Here is a 19036-nt window from a genome sequence, read left to right as displayed (position 1 = left end):
AAAATTGCTGCGCAAAAAACAAACTGTTGCGATGCACAAAACATTTGTCAGACAGCGCATTTTGCGCATACACTTTGCGGCGGGAAGAGCAATAACACCAAAAAACAAAAAAATACCATCATCGCGAGGAGGCGGGCATGGCGAAACACGACGGCGAAACGATCATAAAAAAATACGCCAATCGGCGGCTCTACAATACCGGTACCAGCACCTATGTGACGCTTGATGATCTGGCGCAGATGGTCAAGCGTGGTGAAGACTTCAAGGTTCAGGACGCGAAGTCATCCGAAGACATCACGCACGCCGTGCTGACGCAGATCATCGTCGAACAGGAGGCCAAAACCGGCAATACGCTGTTGCCGACGGCGTTTCTGCGTCAATTGATTTCTTATTATGGCGACCAGATGCAGATGGTCGTGCCGACATTTCTCGAACATTCCATGAAGACCTTTTCCGACCAGCAGAGCCAGATGCAGGAGCATATGGCCAAGGCTTTCGGTGACGGCTCGCTTGCCCGCAATTTTCAGGCGCCATTGCAGATGATGGAAGAGCAGATCCGCCGTAATACGGAACTGTTCCGGCAGGCGATGCAGGGTTTCACGCCTTTTGCAATGCCACAGGCGCCGAAAGAGGCCCGCAAGCCGAATGCATCCGAAATCGATGAGCTGAAGGCGCAGCTGCGCGCATTGCAGCAAAAGCTCGACCAGCTCTGAGTCTGCGCTGTTCCGGCCGATGCTGGAATTGACCACCGCATCGGCTGCCGCTTATGACTTTCAGCCTGCCGCTCTTTCCGGAACGCGCAACAGCAGCAGGAAACCCGCCCCCAGGAATACGATGAGCGTGGCCATGCCGATATGGGCGGAGCCGCTTATAGTGGTGGCTATGGAAAATGATAGCGTCGCCATGAAACTCGTGGCGCGCCCCGACAGCGCATAGATGCCGAAATATCGGCCCGCTTCCGCCACCGTGATGTTGCGCGCGAGATAAGAGCGCGATGACGCCTGAACCGGGCCGAAGGCAAGGCCGATCAAGACGCCGTAGAGGAGATAGGCTTTTTCGGCGCCTGTCGCGAAGAAACTATCATTGTCATCCGTGGAAAGTTGGAGCAATCCGAATAGGGTTGAGCCCTTTTCTGTGGAAACGATGCCAACGGTGGCAAGCAAAAGCAGCACCAGACTTATGAGTACGGTATTGCGCGATCCGAGGGTTTGATCAACACGCCCTGCGGCAAAGCATCCGACGATGGCGACGACATTCAGAAGGATGCCAAAGAGACCAGTTTCGATTGTTTGCCACCCGAACATTCCCGCCGCGAACGCGCCGCCCAAGATTACGACGCCATTCACGCCATCCTGATATAGCATGCGCGCAATCAGAAATCGCAGCAGCATGGGGCGGTGACGAAGCTCGCGCAGTGTCGTCTTTAACTCCCGAAGTCCGGAGTGGATTGCCGCTCCGAAAGGCAGACCCTTGTTAGCGTCCGGGGTCATTAAGAACATCGGCAAAATGAAGATGAGATACCAGAGCGCAGCAATCGGTCCGATTATTCTCGCGTCCTGCCCGGAGGCGGGGTCGAGGCCGAAAAGAGGCGCGATTCCCACGAGCGTAAGTCCGGTCTTGGGGTTTGCCGCCAGCAGGGTGACGACCGCAATCAGCACCACCATGCCGCCGAGATAGCCGAGGCCCCAAGCGAGATTGGAAATGCGCCCAACATTTTGTGGATTGGTGAGCCGCGGCATCATGGAATCGTTGAAGACAATCGAAAATTCCGCCGCGATGGACGCCAGGATCATGCAGATTACGGGCAGAATGACCGGCGATCCCGGCGCCGCGTACCAAAGGAGACACAGGCTGGTGATCTTGATGATCGCAAAAAAGGCGATCCATGGTTTGCGCGCACCGGCTTGATCGGCGATGGAGCCGAGAATGGGGGAGAAGAGGGCTATGATGATCGACGACACCGTCGCCATGTTGCTCCATGTCGCCTGCGCCGAAATCGGATCGTCGGTGAGGCGGGCAACGAAATAGGGGCCGAAAATGAACGTGGTGACAACAGTGAAGAAGGGCTGCGCCGCCCAGTCGAACATAATCCATCCCCATATGCCGCGTTTGGCAACCACTGTTTCCGCGTTCGGGGAAGGGACAGTCATTCAGATTCCTATCGGTAGATAGTAGAGATTTGGTATGTGCGGAGACGGTAGCGTATCGCGTTTTTAGTCGCCACCCGGGAGATATGAACCGGGTGGCGATTAACTTTATCGATCAGCGTGCCTGAACGATATCGGAAAGCAGCCCGGCCGCCACGGCAAGGCGGGCAAGGTTGGTGTCGCCACTTTCGCTGAGCGCGCCGAGTTCGGAGACGATGCGGTTGACGCGCACTCGGTCAGCCGCATACCAGGCCTGAACCGGGTCCTTTTCCTTGGCATACTCGGTAAGGGCCGAGATGACGATGCGACGTCTCGACGAGGAGATCTGGTCCTGGCTGCGCAGGAGAGCCAGACTCTCATAATGATCCGCCGGTGTGATGCGCTGGCTTGCATCCAGCAGACGCGCGACGCGGAAGGTCGAGGAGACGGTGGCATAGCTTTCGGCGGCGCGCGCAAGCGTAGTGCCCGCGCTTTCGGCGATGCGCATGATTTCAGGCACATAGACGAGCAGGGAAAGCGTATCCAGCTCCTCGAGAAGAGCGGAGGGCACGCCCGCTATTTCCGTGATGCCGAGTTCGCGGCGATATTTCGCCGCTGCCGGTGACAGCGTCTTGATCGCGGTTTTCAGGCGCTCGATTTCCGTCGCCATGTCGCCCGGGGTCGTACCCGCGCTCCCGGTTTGCAGATAGAGCCTGCTCGCATCCGTGAAGATACGCGTGATCGTGGCATAAAGCCCATTCTGAACTTCGCCCCCGATCTGGCCGTCGAGCGCATCGACCTCGCTCCACAGTCGTTTGAGACCGAAGCCATCTTCAACGATTACCGCTGCCTTGACGACATCGGCCGCAAGCAGACCACTTGCATCGGCAAGTTTCTGCACGAAGCCGGGGCCGCCGCGATTGACCACGGCATTGGCAAGTGCGGTCGCGACGATTTCGCGATGCAGGCGATGCGATTTGATATCGTCGGCATAGTTCTTCTGCATCTTGGCCGGAAAATAATCGACCAGCAGATGCTGGAGATAGGGTTCGTCGGGAAGCGTGCTTGCCACCAGTGCATCAAACAAAGTGAGCTTGGCATAGGACAGGAGCACGCCGATCTCTGGCCGGGTCAGCGGTTTGCCGTTGGCGTATCTCTCGCTGAACTCGGCATTGTTGGGCAGGGTTTCGACCTTGCGGTTCAACTGCCCGGTTGCCTCCAGTGCGCTCATCAGGCGGCCGAGTTCTTCCCGGTTTGAAAGGCCCAGCCGCTCGGTCAGCGAGATCGCAAGCGATTGCAGATAGTTGTTGCGCAATACCAGCTGCGCCACCTCAGGCGTCATGGAGGCGAGAAGCTGGTTACGCTTCGGCATCGTCAGGCGACCGCTATTGACGGCGGAGGCGAGTGCGATCTTGATATTGACCTCGACGTCGGAGGAGTTCACGCCTGCCGAGTTGTCGATGGCGTCGGAATTGCAGCGCCCGCCCGAAAGCGCATAGGCGATGCGCCCCTTCTGGGTGATACCGAGATTGGCGCCTTCGCCGATGACCTTGGCGCGCACCTCCGTGGCGTTGACGCGGATGGGGTCGTTTGCCCTGTCGCCCACCTCGGCATTGGTTTCCACCGCCGCCTTGATGTAGGTGCCGATGCCGCCGAACCAGAGGAGATCGGCCGGGGCCTTCAGGATGGCGGTCATGATTTCGAACGGTGTGGCGACTGATTTGTCGATGCCGATGGCCGCCACAGCTTCCGGAGTCAGCGTCACCGATTTTTCTGAGCGCGAAATGATCATCGCGCCGGCAGAGAGAGCCGAACGGTCATAATCCTGCCAGCTGGAACGTGGCAATTCGAACAGCCGCCTGCGCTCGGCGAAGGATTTGTCGGTATCGGGATCCGGATCAATGAAGATATCGCGGTGGTCGAAGGCGGCGATAAGCCTGATCTTCTCCGACAGCAGCATGCCGTTACCGAAGACGTCGCCGGACATATCGCCCACACCCGCCACCGTGAAGGGTGTGGTCTGGATGTCGGTGTTCATCTCCCGGAAATGGCGCTTCACCGTCTCCCATGCGCCACGCGCGGTGATGCCCATCTTCTTGTGGTCGTAACCGGCCGAACCGCCCGATGCGAAAGCATCGTCCAGCCAGAAGCCGGCTTCATGGGCAAGGCCGTTTGCCGTATCGGAGAAGGTGGCCGTTCCCTTGTCGGCGGCGACGACGAAATAGGGGTCGTCACCATCGAGCCGCAATGTGTCAGCCGGCGGCACGATGGCGTCGTCGACAATATTATCGGTGATGGACAGCAGTGTGCGGATATAGGTCTTATAGGCCTCGCGGCCGGCATTGAAGACCTCGTCGCGGGAGCCGCCGGCGGGCAGGTTCTTGGGGAAGAAACCGCCCTTGGCGCCGACGGGCACGATGACCGCGTTCTTCACCTGCTGCGCCTTGACAAGACCGAGCACCTCCGTGCGGTAATCCTGGCCGCGATCCGACCAGCGCAGACCACCGCGTGCAACCTTGCCGAAACGCAGATGCACGCCTTCGACCTCGGTTCCGTAAACGAAGATTTCGCGGAAGGGGCGCGGATCGGGCAGGCCGTCCAGATGTTTGGGATCGAATTTGAATGCCAGAATGTCACGCGGCGTGCCGTCGGCATTTTTCTGGAAGTAATTGGTGCGCAGGGTTGCATCGATGGCGTTGACGTAACGCCGGAGGGTGCGGTCCTCATCGAGATTGGGAACGCCGCTCAGGGCTGCTTCGATTGCCTTATGAATTTCCGCGAGTTTCTTCAGCCGCTTCTTCTCTTCGATGGATGGATCGAAGCCGGCCTTGAACAGCGCGAAAATATTCCTGGAGATGTCAGGATATTTATAGAGCGTTTCGGAGATATGTTCCTGCGAATAGACGATTCCGGTCTGGCGCAGGTACCGCGCGTAGGCGCGCAGCACCGAGACTTCGCGCACCGTGAGACCGCAGGCAAGGATCAGGCGATTGAAGTTGTCATTGTCCACCTTTCCTGAAAAAGCAGCAAGGAAAGCTTCTTCGAGTTTCTGTCCGTAATGCGGCAGGTCGAGTGTCGTGCTGGCCGCGACCGACAGTTCCATGTCGTGCAGCACGATGTCGTGCTTTTCGCCATCCGCCACGACGCCGATATCGAAAGTGCGCTCGCTGATGACGTTAAAACCAAGATTTTCGAGCAGCGGAACACGTCGTGAAAGCGGAAGATGGCCTTCGCGGTGGAAAATCTTCAGGGATAGCGTTCCCGCCGGCTGGCCTTCCTGCTGATAGAATTCAATGCGGACCGGGTCGCCTTTCACAGCGGCCAGAATATCAGGCATGTCGCCGATCGCCTCTTCGGGCGTGAAAGCTTCCTGATAGGCCTGATCCACTTCCAGCACCGGTGCGCCCGGTTCGGACAGGGAGACGAAGTGATCTATCCAGCGTGCCGCAATATCGCTGACGGCATCTTCGAGCTTGTCCTGGGCGATGCGGGGCGTCTTGCCTTCCGTGCGGCCGACAATGAAATGGACGCGGGCAACGGCGCCTTCGGGAAAGGCGGGATAATAGGCCGATATATGCCCGTCATAGACCCTGCTCAGATAATCGCCGATCTTCTCGCGCACATAGGAATTATACTCCTCGCGCGGAACGAAGATGATGGCCGAAACGAAGCGGTCGAAACGGTCTATACGTGCGAGCACGCGCACACGCGGACGGTCGCTGAGCTCCATGATCTGCTCGATGAAGCGGATCAGAAGGTCGGTTTCGATCTGGAAAAGATCGTCACGCGGATAGGCTTCCAGCGTGTTCTGCAGGATGCGGCCCGAATGGCTGTTTGGATCGAAGCCGAAATGCCGCTCGACTTCCGCGACCTTGGCGCGCAGCAAGGGAATTTGCTTGACCGAACGCGTATAAGCAGTTGCGGTGAAAAGGCCGACGATACGCAGCTCACCAACGACATTGCCGTCCTCGTCGAAGCGCTTGATGCCGATATAGTCCATATAGGCGCGACGATGCACGATGGACTTCACATTAGCCTTGGTAACGATGAGGAAATCCGGGCCATCGAGGAAGGCAAGGATTTCCGGTGTCGTCGTCACGGCATTCTTGCCGAGTCGCAGCACGCGGACATCCGGGTCGCTGAGGCTGCCGAGGCCGACGCCGTCACCGCGCTCGATCTTCGCGTTCTTCCCCTTGCCGGAATAGGTGTAGTCACGCATGCCCAGGAAGGTGAAATTGTCGTTGCGAAGCCAGTTGAGGAATTCGACCGCCTCCGTCCGTTCGGCCTTGCGCCGCGACGAGCCGCGTTTCGACAGTTCATCCAACGCCTCGTCTAGCTTCGCCAGCATGGGCCGCCAGTCGCGATAGGCCGATTCCACCTGCTTCAGCACGAAGCGAAGCCGCTCTTCCAGAGCCGAGGCTCCCTGCTGCGAAAGCGGTGCGATGTGCAGCTGGATAAGACTTATATTGCCGGCCGGATCATCATCGGGCTCGGCAAGGCGGTAACCACCCTTCGCATCATCGTCTCGGACGAGGATCGGGTGCACGGCAAGATAAAGACCGCGATAACTACTGGTGACTTCGCCCATAACAGAATCGTAGAGGAAGGGCATGTTGCGGCCGATAATGGTCAGAACCGTTACCGGCACGTCCCGCGGGGAAACACCCTCGACTTGGGAAATGCTGATATAAGGGGTGTCCCCGGTCCATCGCGAAAGCGCCTGGAAACTGTGGGCGGCACTCGCCGCCAGCATCTCGGCGGAATAATATTCTATATCGTCGACACTTGCCCTTCCATAAAGAATACCAGGATCAAGAAATTCGACATTTTCGGCAATTGCCTGCTGGCGCGCTTTTTCGATCTGTTTTTCGCGTTTTGGATTGTTTCTGTAGCCCATTTGACGTGGATTCCTCCAAAAATCACACTTTAATATAAAAAAGCATCGCCAATTTGCGGATTTTGCCTTTTCGGTCGAATCGGATATTGGCGTGGAATTACGAAGAGTTTAAGAGGCTATCGTGTTTCTTCAGGCGGTAAGTGAAATTTTTTTGCTTCTTTTCTCGCGAGGCTCAGTTTAGAAGCATACGACAGTATTTTTGCGGCTAATTTTTAAGCGGTTCTTGAGCCGCAATGTGATGTTGCGGCCACGGTTGAAGCAAATTATTGATTTGCGCCTATTTTTGTGGTACACCAACAACACTGATCCACAGCGCGGCATTTGTGTGCCCAAAAACACCACGAAAGCAACACCTCTTTTGCACGCGGTTTCCGTGACATATCGAGCGTTTACGTTATCGAACCCCGCGAGGCGGGAAGGTGTATTTTTGCGTGCACGGCTGGACCAGTGCGGAATCACCTGACGGTTCCCCCGTCTCATCAGGGCCTGACCGACCCAACCCCGGCATCCCCGGGTATGTAACAGGGAGTTTTTAGAACGAATGACGACCCAGCAGAAGAAATCTCCAGCACATCACGGCTTTAAAACCGGTGAAGCGATTGTGTATCCCGCTCATGGTGTCGGTACCATTTCTGCCATCGAGGAACAAGAAGTCGCCGGCATGAAGCTTGAGCTTTTTGTCATTGATTTCGAAAAAGACAAGATGCGTCTTAAAGTTCCCGTCGCTAAAGCCGTCAGCATCGGCATGCGCAAGCTTTCCGAAGGCGATTTTGTCGAGCGGGCGCTGAAAGTGGTGCAGGGCAAGGCGCGTGTGAAGCGTACCATGTGGTCGCGCCGTGCACAGGAATATGATGCGAAGATCAACTCCGGCGATCTCATCGCGATCGCGGAAGTCGTTCGCGATCTCTACCGCGCGGAAAACCAGCCTGAGCAGTCCTATTCCGAGCGCCAGCTTTACGAAGCCGCTCTCGACCGCATGGCGCGCGAAATCGCCGCTGTCAACAAGATGTCCGAAACCGAGGCTGTTCGCCTGGTGGAAGTTAACCTTGCCAAGGGCCCCAAGCGCGGCAAGGCTGTCGAAGAAGACGATTCTCAGGACGAAGCCGCGTAATCGCCGGCCTCTTCCTTCTAAAAAAACCCGCCTTTATGGCGGGTTTTTTGTTGTCCAAGTGCCGGCTTAATTCACAAGATGCGGATTTTCGTGCCTTCGCGCAGATGCGGCAGGACGCGCCGCATGTCGCGGGGATGCAGTGCGACGCAACCTGCTGTCGGTTCATATCCCGGCCGAATAATATGCATGAAGATTGCTGAGCCGCGGTTGCGGCTTCTTGAGGTGACGTTCCAGTCCAGCACGAGACAGACATCGTAAAGGCCATCTGTGCGCATCATGTCCTCGTGGCTCGGCGCGAAAGGTGCCTTGACCAGCCTGTTATAATTGGGGTTGCCGGGCTCATCACACCACAGCATCGATTTCCGTGTGCGTTGCATCGGCAGGGCAGTCGTGATGGCGGACATGCGGTCGCCGCGATAAAAGCCATGCAGCAGGCGGGTCACGGAAATCGGCGACTTTCCGTCACCTTCCCGTTTTCGTGCAGTCCGGCCATTGCGGCCGATGGCAGCCGGAAATGTGAGATGGCCGAGCTGAACGATGGCCCGGTTGATTTTCAAAGGAGCTGGCCGAACCATGAGCGTTGATGCGCGTTTACGTTGTTCTACGGGACGTTTGCTCATGTTTTTCACGAGATTTTGCTTTGCAGGTTATTTAACGTGAAGTCATAGCACTTCATCATGTGATGGCAATGGGTTGACCTTTTACCGGCAAACCGCTGAATTGGCTGACGATTAAAGTAAGAAAGGCTGAGAATCCGAATGACGGCTCGCACTATCCTTCTCGTGGACGATGACGACGATCTTCGGGAGACGCTGACCGAGCAATTGTCTCCCTATGAGGAATTCTCGCTGTTGAGCGGCGCAAACGCCGCACAGGCGATGCAGACCGCCAAAACTTCGCAGGTCGATCTACTCATCATGGATGTCGGCCTTCCCGACATGGATGGCCGCGAAGCCGTGAAGCTTTTGCGCAAGGGCGGCTTCAAGGCGCCCATCATCATGCTCACGGGTCACGATACGGATTCGGACACGATCCTCGGCCTTGAGGCTGGCGCCAATGACTATGTGACAAAGCCTTTCCGCTTTGCCGTGCTTCTCGCCCGCATCCGGGCCCAGTTGCGTCAATATGAACAGAGCGAGGATGCGGTCTTCACCGTTGGTCCTTATCAGTTCAAGCCCAGCCAGAAGCTCCTGACGACCGAAGACGGCAAGAAAATCCGGCTGACGGAAAAAGAGGCCGCGATCATTCGTTATCTCTACCGGGCAGGCAGCACGGTCGTGACTCGTGACGTCCTGCTGGAAGAGGTCTGGGGTTACAATTCCGGGGTCACGACCCACACGCTCGAAACGCACGTTTATCGGCTGCGTCAGAAGATCGAGCGGGATCCTTCCAATGCCGAGATTCTCGTAACCGAGAACGGCGGCTACAAGATCGTCCCCTGACAGGCCCCCCGGGGAGTCCCCCCGAGTTGTTGAGCATTGCTCTAGCACCTTGTGTTTTGAAGGCCGATATTGGAAAACCGCTATAGCAATGCAGGCGGTTTTCCGGAGTAACAATCGACATGGCCTTGACCGACGATATCATGCTGCTGGGGCAAGTGCCGTTGTTTGCGGGCTTCAGTGATGATCAGCTGCGGCTCATCGCCTTCGGCGCAGAGCGCCGGCGTGTCGCGGCGGGACAGACCTTGTTTCGCGAACACTCCCCCGCCGAATGCGCCTTTGCCGTGACGTCGGGTCATTTCGAGCTTTTTTCAGCCGGCCGGGACGGCAAGCCCGTGCTGCAGGCTACGCCCGGAAAGGGCGCCCTGCTTTCGGAACTTGCGCTTTTTACCCTTTGCGAAAGAAAATTTACTGCCGTGGCTGCGGAAGATTCCGAAGTCATCCGGATAACGCGCATTCTCTTTCACCGCCTGGTGGAAGAGTTTCCTGAGGTCGCCGACATCGTTTCGGCGCGCATTCGCGACAATATCGCGTCTCTGGCCGCCGGTGCGGCCCGTTTGCAGAACCGCTTCATGTGACCGCGCGCCAGATCACCGCGTCCGGCATTGGTTCAAAACCGGAAATGGGCGGTGACTGGAACGTGATCCGATGGTCGGTTCCAGCCGCGGGCTTCCCGCAATATCTCGATCCTGTCAAGCGACGGGCCGAGATCCTGAGACGACCAGATGTGATCGAGGCGGCGGCCGCGATCAGCCGCTTCCCAGTCCTTGGCGCGGTAACTCCACCACGTATAGATTTTTTCCGTCGCCGGCACATTCAGCCGCATCAGATCAAGCCAGTTGCCCTTCTTCATGATGTCCAGCATACCCTCGGTTTCCACCGGCGTGTGGCTGACGATCTTGAGAAGCTGCTTGTGCGACCAGACATCATTCTCGAGCGGCGCTATATTGAGGTCGCCGACGAGGATGGAAGAGGTGCCCGGCACGCCATCGGCACGCAATGCCTTCATTTCCTCAATGAAATCCAGCTTGTGGCCGAATTTCGGATTGATTGAGCGATCAGGTTCGTCGCCGCCTGCCGGAACATAAAAATTATGGAGCCGGATGCGGCGCGATCCCACCTGGACAATCGCGGAAATATGGCGCGCGTCGCCAATTCCGCAGTAATCCTGACGATGATCTTCCGTCAGCGGGATTTTCGAGGCGATGGCGACACCATGATAGCCCTTCTGGCCGTGAATGATCACGTGCTCGTAACCCAGCGCCTTCAACGGCTTCATCGGAAACTCGCCATTCGGGCATTTGGTTTCCTGCAGGCAGAGAATGTCGGGTTTGTAACGCACCAGAAACTGCTCGACGATCGGCATTCTGAGCCTGACGGAGTTGATGTTCCAGGTGGTTATCGAAAACGACATAAATGAGCTCCGCTTTTATCGCCTTGAAGCAAGGTCTCAAGGCTGTTTCCGGGGCGCAGGCTTATAACATAGTGATGAAAACGGGAATGTATTTTAGCGGCAAAATGAAAAAGGCGGCCTGAGAGCCGCCTTCACGGAGCATACATTGACAGGGAGCGTCAGCCGCGCTTGCGTACTTCTTCATAATTGATGTTGAAGACGCGTTCATCCAGGTTCACGCCGGTTTGAACGTTGAAGATCATCACGGTCGTGTCCTTGTTCTGGGCGTCCGTCGTGGTCCATTGCCGCAGATCGAACGTCTTCGGGTCGAACATCAGCGTGATGGTGGAATCGCCGAACACGCTCTTGTCACCGAGGACGATGGTGGTCAGGTCAGATTCTTCCTTCACATCCCGGACCTTCTGGTTGCTGAGATCGATCTTGTCGGAGAGAAGCAGGCTGAGCGGAGTCTTCGACAGTGGATAGAGATCCCATGTCTTCAGCTTCATATTGCCGATGACGACATTCTTGCCGTCGGAGATGACGCGCATCGGCGATGGGTCTTCATAATTGAAACGGAGCTTGCCTGGCCGTTCGATGTAGAACTTGCCGCCGGTCTGTTCCCCGCGCGGGCCGAACTGCACGAATTCACCCATCATGGTTTTTACCGACGAGAAGTGGTTCGCGATCTTCTGCGCCGTCGCGGTATTGCCGGCTGCCTGCGCAAAGGCTTCGAGCGGCGAGATGCCAGCGATCACGGCAGCCATGGAAAATGCCGTCAGCACCCCACGCCGCGTCACGCCATTTTGCGCTGCGCTTGCATTGGCCGTTTCGCCGGTGGTCAGGTCGTTCATTCTGTTCTCCTTCATCGCAGCGATTGTCCGCGAAAAACGCGGCGGCTTCATGACGTGAAAGCGTGTAATAACGCTTCTCGACGCCGCTTGGTTGCGGATTATCGCTCGATGATATCTGCTTCCGTGGGAACGAGGATTTCGCGTTTTCCGGCGTGGTTGGCGGGGCCGATAATGCCTTCCTGCTCCATGCGTTCGATCAGCGATGCCGCGCGGTTGTAACCGATGCCGAGACGACGCTGCACATAGGAGGTGGAGGCTTTGCCATCGCGAAGTACGACGGCCACGGCCTGATCGTAGGGGTCCTCGGAATCCGAGAAGCTGCCGCCGCCGGCCGGGCTTGCGCCAGCGCCGTCCTCGTCTTCTTCCTCGGTAATCGCTTCCAGATATTCCGGCGAGCCCTGCGTCTTGAGATAGGCGACGATCTCTTCCACTTCATTGTCGGAAACGAAGGGCCCGTGCACACGCTGGATGCGTCCGCCGCCAGCCATATAGAGCATGTCGCCCATGCCGAGCAGCTGCTCGGCGCCCTGCTCTCCAAGGATCGTGCGGCTGTCGATCTTCGAGGTGACCTGGAATGAGATGCGGGTCGGGAAATTGGCCTTGATCGTGCCGGTGATGACATCAACGGAGGGGCGCTGGGTGGCCATGATGACATGGATGCCGGCAGCACGCGCCATCTGCGCCAAACGCTGCACCGCGCCTTCGATATCCTTGCCGGCCACCATCATCAGGTCGGCCATCTCGTCGATGATGACGACGATATAGGGCAGGGGCTTCAGATCGAACTCTTCCGTTTCGTAGATTGCCTCGCCGGTCTGGCGGTCGAAACCGGTCTGCACCGTGCGGGTGAGGATCTCGCCCTTGTCGAGCGCCTGCTGCACGCGGCTGTTGAAGCCGTCGATATTGCGCACGCCGATCTTGGACATCTTCTTGTAGCGCTCCTCCATCTCGCGCACCGTCCATTTGAGCGCGACGACCGCCTTTTTCGGATCCGTGACGACGGGAGAAAGCAGGTGCGGAATGCCGTCATAGATCGACAGTTCCAGCATTTTCGGGTCGATCATGATCAGGCGGCACTGTTCCGGCGACATGCGGTAAAGCAGCGACAGGATCATGGTGTTGATGGCAACGGACTTGCCCGAACCGGTGGTGCCTGCAACGAGCAGGTGCGGCATCTTGGCGAGATCGGCGATGACGGGTTCGCCGCCGATGGTCTTGCCGAGCGCCATGGCAAGCTTGGCTTTGCTGTTTTCGAAATCGCGGCTGCCGATCAGTTCGCGCAGGAACACGGTTTCGCGGGTCTGGTTCGGCAGTTCGATGCCGATGGCATTGCGGCCGGGAACAACGGCGACGCGGGCAGCGATCGCGCTCATGGAGCGGGCGATATCATCCGCGAGGCCGATGACACGCGACGATTTGATGCCGGGTGCCGGTTCCAGTTCGTAAAGGGTGACGACCGGGCCGGGGCGGACATGAATGATTTCACCCTTGACGCCGAAGTCTTCAAGAACCCCCTCGAGAAGACGGGCGTTCTGCTCGAGCACCTCTTCGCTTAGCGTATTGTCGCGAACAATGTTCTTGGGCTCCGCCAGAAGATGAACGGTAGGAAGCTGGAAACCGTCTGCGGCGATGAAAGAGGCCTGTGCTTCGCGTGCCACACGCTCACTGGGCTTCGGGCGTGCCGAAGGAGCGGTTATTTTCGTCTGTCCGCGTCCCGGCGCCTGTCGGGCAGTGAATTTCTGGTCGACGTCGTCATCGGAAAGGATGCCACTTGGCAGGCGGGCCTCGTCAGTACCGAAGGACGGCTCGCCGTCCCCATCGTCTTCATGACCGGGCGCGATGGAGGGAGGAGACATCTGGCGACGCGATGCAGTTCGTTCTTCGAAAGAGGGTTCCGCGCGCTGGTCGAGACGGTTGATCGCCGTCTTGAGGCGCGACGGCTCGTTTAGCGTGCCGAATTCATACTCGTTGAAATCATAGGGATGTTCGAATTCGTCATGCAGCGATTTCGACTTCAGGCCGAACAGGCGACGAAAACGGGCCTGGGTGATGTACCAGTAGTGCGTCAGTGCGCCGAAGGCGAGAATGTTGGCGAAGAAACCCTCGCCATCATCCTCGTCGTCCTCTTCCGCCTCGCGGACGGCGCGGGCCTTGCTGACGGCCGGTGCGGGTTCTTCACGCTCCAGTTCATCGTCCAGACCGCCGACAATGCCCGCGGCAAACAGCATGAGCCAGGCAGCCGGCGCGGCGAATATTACCCCAAGTATCGTCGCAACGGTGCCCGTGGGATAAGCGCCGATGAATAGGGCGGGGAAACGAAGGATCATGTCGCCGATCACGCCGCCGATACCGTTCGGCAGCGGCCAGGTGACGGGAGCCGGAAAGCAGCCGAGGGACGCGGCGCAGACGATCGCGCCTGCGATCCAGGCCACGAGGCGGGCGGGTATGCGCTGCAGCTTGCGGCCGGCGATCAGGGCGATCGCCCATGCAATGACCGGCAGCAGGGAAATGATGGCCGAAAGCCCGAGGAACTGCATAACGATATCCGCGAAGATCGCGCCGCCGTAGCCCAGGAGATTGGTTGGTTGGTTTCCTGTGGCATAGGACAGGCTCGGATCTGCCACATTCCACGTCGCGAGCGCGGCGATACCGAGTGCAATCGTGGCAAGCAGAGCGAAACCGGCCAGAGCCATAATCTGCCGCACGAAAAACGCCGTCAGCACAAAACGTGTGTGACGACCATCGAATGTCGGAGAATGCATTCTGCCCATGTCCCTGAACCCGTCATTTTTTGGTTTCGGCGAGATCCGGCACACGGCCTGATCCCGGATTGACAGGGAAAACTAACCGCCAGCTGGTTAATGTCGTGTTAACCATGCGGTTTTTTGAGGAGATCAGAGCATTTTCGGGTGAGCGTTCGAGCGGATTTGTGCTTTGAGACGGCTGCGTTACGGCGGGCTGGCGGCAAAGAAAAAGGCCCGTCGAAACGGGCCTTTCTTTCGGGGATGGGGATGGAGAACCCCATTTTCCCGGAATCAGGAGTGGTAAGCGGCTTCGCCGTGGGTGGCGAGGTCCAGACCTTCGCGCTCGGCTTCGACCGGGACGCGGAGCCCGACGATCACATCGACGATCTTGTAAAGGATTGCCGAGACGATGGCGCACCAGACGATGGTGATGGCGACGGCCACGAACTGCGTCCAGAGCTGCGAGGCGATGGAGAATTCGGGCTTGCCGGTGCCGCCGAGTAGCGGCGAGGTGAAGATGCCGGTGCCGAGTGCGCCGATGATGCCGCCAATGCCGTGAACGCCGAAGACGTCAGCGGTATCGTCGTAACCGAACTTGTTCTTCACCACGGAGACGAAGAAGTAGCAGATCGGCGAGACGATGAGGCCGAGAACGATGGCACCCATCGGGCCAACCGAGCCTGCAGCAGGTGTGACGGCAACGAGGCCGGCGATCATGCCCGAAGCGGCGCCCAGCATGGATGCCTTGCCGCGGGTGAAGCTTTCAACCAGCGACCAGGAAACAATGGCGGCTGCGGTTGCGAGGAAGGTGTTCATGGTTGCGAGAACCGCACCACCCGATGCTTCGAGGTTGGAGCCGGCGTTGAAACCGAACCAGCCGAACCACAGCATAGCTGCACCGACGAGTGTCAGCGTCATGGAGTGAGGAGCCATCATGTCCTTGCCGAAGCCGGTGCGCTTGCCGACCATGATCGCGCCGATCAGGCCTGCGATACCGGCATTGATGTGGACGACCGTGCCGCCGGCGAAGTCAAGAGCGCCCATGCCGAAGATCAGGCCGTTTGCGTCCCAGACCATATGGGCGACCGGGAAATACACGAAGGTGGCCCAAAGGATGGTGAAGAGGATGACGGCGGAGAACTTCACGCGTTCCGCGAAGGCACCGATGATCAGCGCCGGGGTGATGGCCGCAAAGGTCATCTGGAAGGCGATGAAGGTATATTCGTAGATCACGACGCCCTGCGAGAAGGTTGCCGAGGTGCTGTCAAGCGAAACGCCCGACAGGAACAGCTTGCCGAAGCCGCCGAAATAAGGGCCGGTGCCGCCGCCGAAGGCGAAAGAGTAACCGTAGATGACCCAGATGAGCATCATGACAGCGGTGATGACCGTGCACTGCATGAGGACGGAGAGCATGTTCTTCGTGCGGACAAGACCGCCGTAAAACAGCGCCAGACCCGGAAGGATCATGAAGAGCACGAGGATTGTGGCGACATACATGAAGGCTGTGTCGGCCTTTTCCGGAACAGGCGCTGCGGCTGCGGCCGGCGCTGCATCCTGGGCAAAGGCGATGGCCGGGGCCATCAGGGCCGTCGCTGTTGCGCCCAGCTTGCCGAGCGTCAAAAACTTGTTGAGTTGCATAGCTAGAAAACTCCCCTGTCAGCCGTGCTTCAAAGCGCTTCTGTGTTGGTTTCGCCGGTACGGATGCGCACGGCCTGTTCAATTGAGTAAACGAAGATCTTGCCGTCGCCGATCTGCCCGGTCTTTGCCGCAGATGCGATCGCTTCGACGGCCTTGTCCACGACGTCGGATGGAACAGCGATCTCGATCTTTAGCTTGGGAAGGAAGCTCACCGCATATTCCGTGCCGCGATAAATCTCGGTATGTCCCTTCTGGCGCCCGTAACCCTTTACTTCGGTCACGGTCAGGCCCTGGATGCCGACGCCGGTGAGTGCTTCGCGCACTTCATCCAGCTTGAACGGCTTGATAATGGCCATCACAATTTTCATCTGGTTTCCCATCCTTTGTTTGTCCTCGGCACGGAGCCGACTCTCCTGCCGCTGGCAGATCAGTAACAGCGACTGCGGACATACATTCAAAGGGCGTGCCAGTTTTGAGTGTGTAACTAACTTATTGAAATGTAATGTTTATATGACGGACGTCTGAAAAAGGGGCATTTGTCGGCGAATTTTGCGTCTATAAAATGTGCGATTTTTAGAAAACGCACTTTATTTAATCATTTGCCCTTTTGCGGATCAAACCTTCCTGCGCCACGGAGGCGACCAGTTCGCCCTGTCTGGTGAAAATATTGCCACGGGTCAAACCGCGCGCGCCCGAGGCGCTGGGGCTGTCCTGCGTATAGAGCAGCCAGTCATCCAGCCGGCAGGGACGATGAAACCACATGGCGTGGTCCAGGCTTGCCACCTGGATCGAAGGATCGAAGATCGTCGTGCCATGGGCATAGAGCGAGGTGTCCAGCAGCGTCATGTCGGAGAGATAGGCGAGAATGGCGGATTGCAGGCGCGGATCGTCAGGTACGCTTCCGACGGCACGGACCCAGATGTCCTGCTGCGGCTCCAGCTTTTCTTTTGAGATGTAGTGGGTCAGCGAGACCGGCCTGATCTCGATCGGCCGCTTGTTGCTCCAGTAGTTGCGGATCGAAGCGGGCGCCTTGGCGAGGAAAGCCGCCTGCATCTGTTCCTCGCTCATCAGTTTTTCAGGCGGCGTCACATCAGGCATCCTGATCTGATGGGTAAAACCGTCCTCGAATATCTGGAACGACGCCGACATGGAAAAAATGGCTTTGCCGTGCTGGATGGCGACCACGCGACGGGTGCAGAAACTGGCGCCATCGCGGATACGCTCGACCTGGTAGACGATGGGCACGAGCGGGTCGCCGGGACGCATGAAATAGGCGTGCAACGAATGCACGAAGCGATCGTCATCCACGGTTCTTTGCGCGGCGATCAGGGCCTGTGCAATGACCTGGCCACCAAAAACCCGTTGCCAGCCGATCTGCGGGCTTTCGCCCCGGTAAAGGTTCTCTTCCAGCTTCTCAAGATCGAGCGTGGCAATGAGATTTGCCATCGGGTCTGACGATTGCAAGGGATGCGACATTTTTTCGGCCTGCTCCGGCTGTAGGAAGACGTCACATGGTCTATAGTGCGCTGATGATGCGTGCACAAGATTTGAGGAGAAGCGCGATGCTGGACGTTGTGGTGGCAGGCGGCGGATATGTCGGTCTTTCCGTTGCTGTGGCAATCAAGCAGGCGGCCCCGCATCTGAATGTGCAGGTAATTGAAGCCGCTCCTGAGGATGTCTGGGCAAAGGATGTCCGCGCGTCCGCCATTATCGCAGCGGCTACCCGCATGCTCGATGTTTTCGGCATCTGGAACGAGATCGAGCCGGAAGCCCAGCCGATCCACAAGATGATCGTTACCGATTCGAAAACCGCCGATCCGGTGCGTCCGGTGTTCCTGACGTTTGATGGCGCGGTGGAAGAGGGCCGGCCCTTTGCCCATATGGTTCCCAACGTCGCTCTGGTAGGCGCGTTGCGCGGCCTTTGCGCACGCCTGGGCATAGAAATCCGCCACAGCCTCAGTGTTTCCGATTTTACCGCAGGACCGCAGTCGACGGCTATTCACCTTTCCGACGGATCGATGCTCGAAGCGCGATTGCTGATTGCCTGTGATGGTGTTCGCTCGGCTCTTCGGGATATGGCTGGCATCAAGACGGTGCACTGGGCTTACGATCAGTCGGGCATCGTGACGACCGTTGAGCATGAGCGACCGCACGAAGGCTGCGCCGAGGAGCATTTCCTGCCATCCGGACCCTTCGCCATTCTGCCGTTGAAGGGAAACCGGTCTTCGCTTGTCTGGACCGAACGCACCGCCGACGCCGACAGGCTTGTGGCCGCCGACGACCTGGTGTTCGAGGAGGAGCTTGAGCGCCGGTTCGGCCACAAGCTCGGCACGATCCGGCCTGTCGGTCCCCGGCGCGCCTTTCCGCTGGGTCTCACTTTGGCACGGTCCTTCGTCGCGTCGCGTTTCGCGCTCGCCGGTGATGCGGCCCACGGTATTCACCCGATCTCGGGTCAAGGCCTCAATCTCGGTTTCAAGGATGTGGCGGCTCTGGCCGAAACCGTGGTTGAAGCTGACCGTCTCGGCCTCGACATCGGCTCCCTCAATGTTCTGGAGCGGTATCAGTCCTGGCGCCGGTTCGACACCTTGCGGATGGGGGTGACCACGGATGTGCTGAACCGGCTGTTCTCCAATGATGTCGGTCCCATTCGCATCATGCGCGATTTCGGTCTCGGCGTGGTGGATCGTTTGCCGGGTCTCAAATCCTATTTCATTGGCCAGGCCGCCGGTACCACGGATGCAAATGCGCCGCGTTTGCTCACCGGTGAGGCACTCTGATCTCGGCTTGTGGTGCTGGCTTCGGAACGGCTTTTCCGGGATTGGCGCTTGACAGCT

Annotated in this window: 14 protein-coding genes; 5 read left to right on the top strand and 9 right to left on the bottom strand. The window is 58.1% G+C overall.

Going from position 1 to position 19036, the window contains the following annotated elements; genetic code table 11:
- The first annotated feature begins 137 nt into the window (after positions 1–137).
- On the top strand, positions 138–713 hold the full coding sequence (phaR, locus tag BTN45_RS12765; RefSeq protein WP_004444083.1) for a polyhydroxyalkanoate synthesis repressor PhaR: 576 nt from the start codon (positions 138–140) through the stop codon (positions 711–713).
- Positions 714–773: 60 nt separating this feature from the next.
- Here phaR and BTN45_RS12760 read toward each other — a convergent pair whose 3' ends face one another.
- Positions 774–2150, bottom strand: coding sequence for an MFS transporter (locus tag BTN45_RS12760; protein WP_207588159.1), 1377 nt, complete (start codon positions 2148–2150; stop codon positions 774–776).
- Positions 2151–2262: 112 nt separating this feature from the next.
- Entirely contained in the window at positions 2263–7023 is a 4761-nt protein-coding gene (locus tag BTN45_RS12755; RefSeq protein WP_207588158.1) for an NAD-glutamate dehydrogenase, read from the bottom strand.
- Positions 7024–7564: 541 nt separating this feature from the next.
- On the opposite strand from BTN45_RS12755, the gene BTN45_RS12750 reads away from it, so the two are divergent.
- Positions 7565–8134: a CarD family transcriptional regulator gene (locus BTN45_RS12750; protein ID WP_004444078.1), complete on the top strand. Its 570-nt coding sequence runs from the start codon at positions 7565–7567 to the stop codon at positions 8132–8134.
- Positions 8135–8205: 71 nt separating this feature from the next.
- On the opposite strand, the gene BTN45_RS12745 is transcribed toward BTN45_RS12750, so the two are convergent.
- Positions 8206–8709: a L,D-transpeptidase gene (locus BTN45_RS12745; RefSeq protein WP_064263777.1), complete on the bottom strand. Its 504-nt coding sequence runs from the start codon at positions 8707–8709 to the stop codon at positions 8206–8208.
- Positions 8710–8892: 183 nt separating this feature from the next.
- Between BTN45_RS12745 and BTN45_RS12740 the strand changes: the two genes are divergently transcribed.
- Together BTN45_RS12740 and BTN45_RS12735 are read left to right on the top strand one after the other, a co-directional pair.
- Positions 8893–9576 (top strand): response regulator transcription factor, encoded by a 684-nt coding sequence (locus BTN45_RS12740; protein ID WP_004444073.1) that lies wholly within the window; start codon positions 8893–8895, stop codon positions 9574–9576.
- Between the two features lie 119 nt (positions 9577–9695).
- Positions 9696–10151 carry a cyclic nucleotide-binding domain-containing protein gene (locus BTN45_RS12735; RefSeq protein ID WP_004444071.1) on the top strand — a complete coding sequence of 152 codons (456 nt, stop codon included), beginning with the start codon at positions 9696–9698 and terminating at the stop codon, positions 10149–10151.
- A 32-nt stretch (positions 10152–10183) separates the two neighbouring features.
- Here BTN45_RS12735 and BTN45_RS12730 read toward each other — a convergent pair whose 3' ends face one another.
- From BTN45_RS12730 to tesB, 6 genes are all read right to left on the bottom strand, one after another.
- Positions 10184–10987 carry an exodeoxyribonuclease III gene (locus tag BTN45_RS12730; protein WP_004444069.1) on the bottom strand — a complete coding sequence of 268 codons (804 nt, stop codon included), beginning with the start codon at positions 10985–10987 and terminating at the stop codon, positions 10184–10186.
- Between the two features lie 158 nt (positions 10988–11145).
- Positions 11146–11871, bottom strand: a complete 726-nt coding sequence (locus BTN45_RS12725) for an outer membrane lipoprotein carrier protein LolA (protein ID WP_207588157.1) — start codon at positions 11869–11871, stop codon at positions 11146–11148.
- Between the two features lie 47 nt (positions 11872–11918).
- Entirely contained in the window at positions 11919–14582 is a 2664-nt protein-coding gene (locus tag BTN45_RS12720; RefSeq protein ID WP_207588156.1) for a DNA translocase FtsK, read from the bottom strand.
- A gap of 273 nt (positions 14583–14855) precedes the next feature.
- The gene (locus tag BTN45_RS12715) at positions 14856–16202 is read right to left on the bottom strand and encodes an ammonium transporter (RefSeq protein ID WP_004444059.1); all 1347 of its coding nucleotides are present in this window, start codon (positions 16200–16202) and stop codon (positions 14856–14858) included.
- Positions 16203–16231: 29 nt separating this feature from the next.
- The gene (locus BTN45_RS12710; protein WP_004444057.1) at positions 16232–16582 is read right to left on the bottom strand and encodes a P-II family nitrogen regulator; all 351 of its coding nucleotides are present in this window, start codon (positions 16580–16582) and stop codon (positions 16232–16234) included.
- 211 nt (positions 16583–16793) lie between these two features.
- Positions 16794–17678 carry an acyl-CoA thioesterase II gene (gene tesB / locus BTN45_RS12705; RefSeq protein WP_004444049.1) on the bottom strand — a complete coding sequence of 295 codons (885 nt, stop codon included), beginning with the start codon at positions 17676–17678 and terminating at the stop codon, positions 16794–16796.
- A gap of 56 nt (positions 17679–17734) precedes the next feature.
- Between tesB and BTN45_RS12700 the strand changes: the two genes are divergently transcribed.
- Positions 17735–18979, top strand: a complete 1245-nt coding sequence (locus BTN45_RS12700; protein WP_207589733.1) for a ubiquinone biosynthesis hydroxylase — start codon at positions 17735–17737, stop codon at positions 18977–18979.
- Positions 18980–19036 lie beyond the last annotated feature (57 nt).

The sequence above is a fragment of the Rhizobium sp. ZX09 genome (assembly GCF_017357485.1).
GTDB classification, from domain to species: Bacteria; Pseudomonadota; Alphaproteobacteria; order Rhizobiales; family Rhizobiaceae; genus Agrobacterium; species Agrobacterium pusense.
The sequence above is the reverse complement of the archived record's forward strand: the minus strand, read 5'-3'. Positions and strand labels throughout refer to the sequence as shown.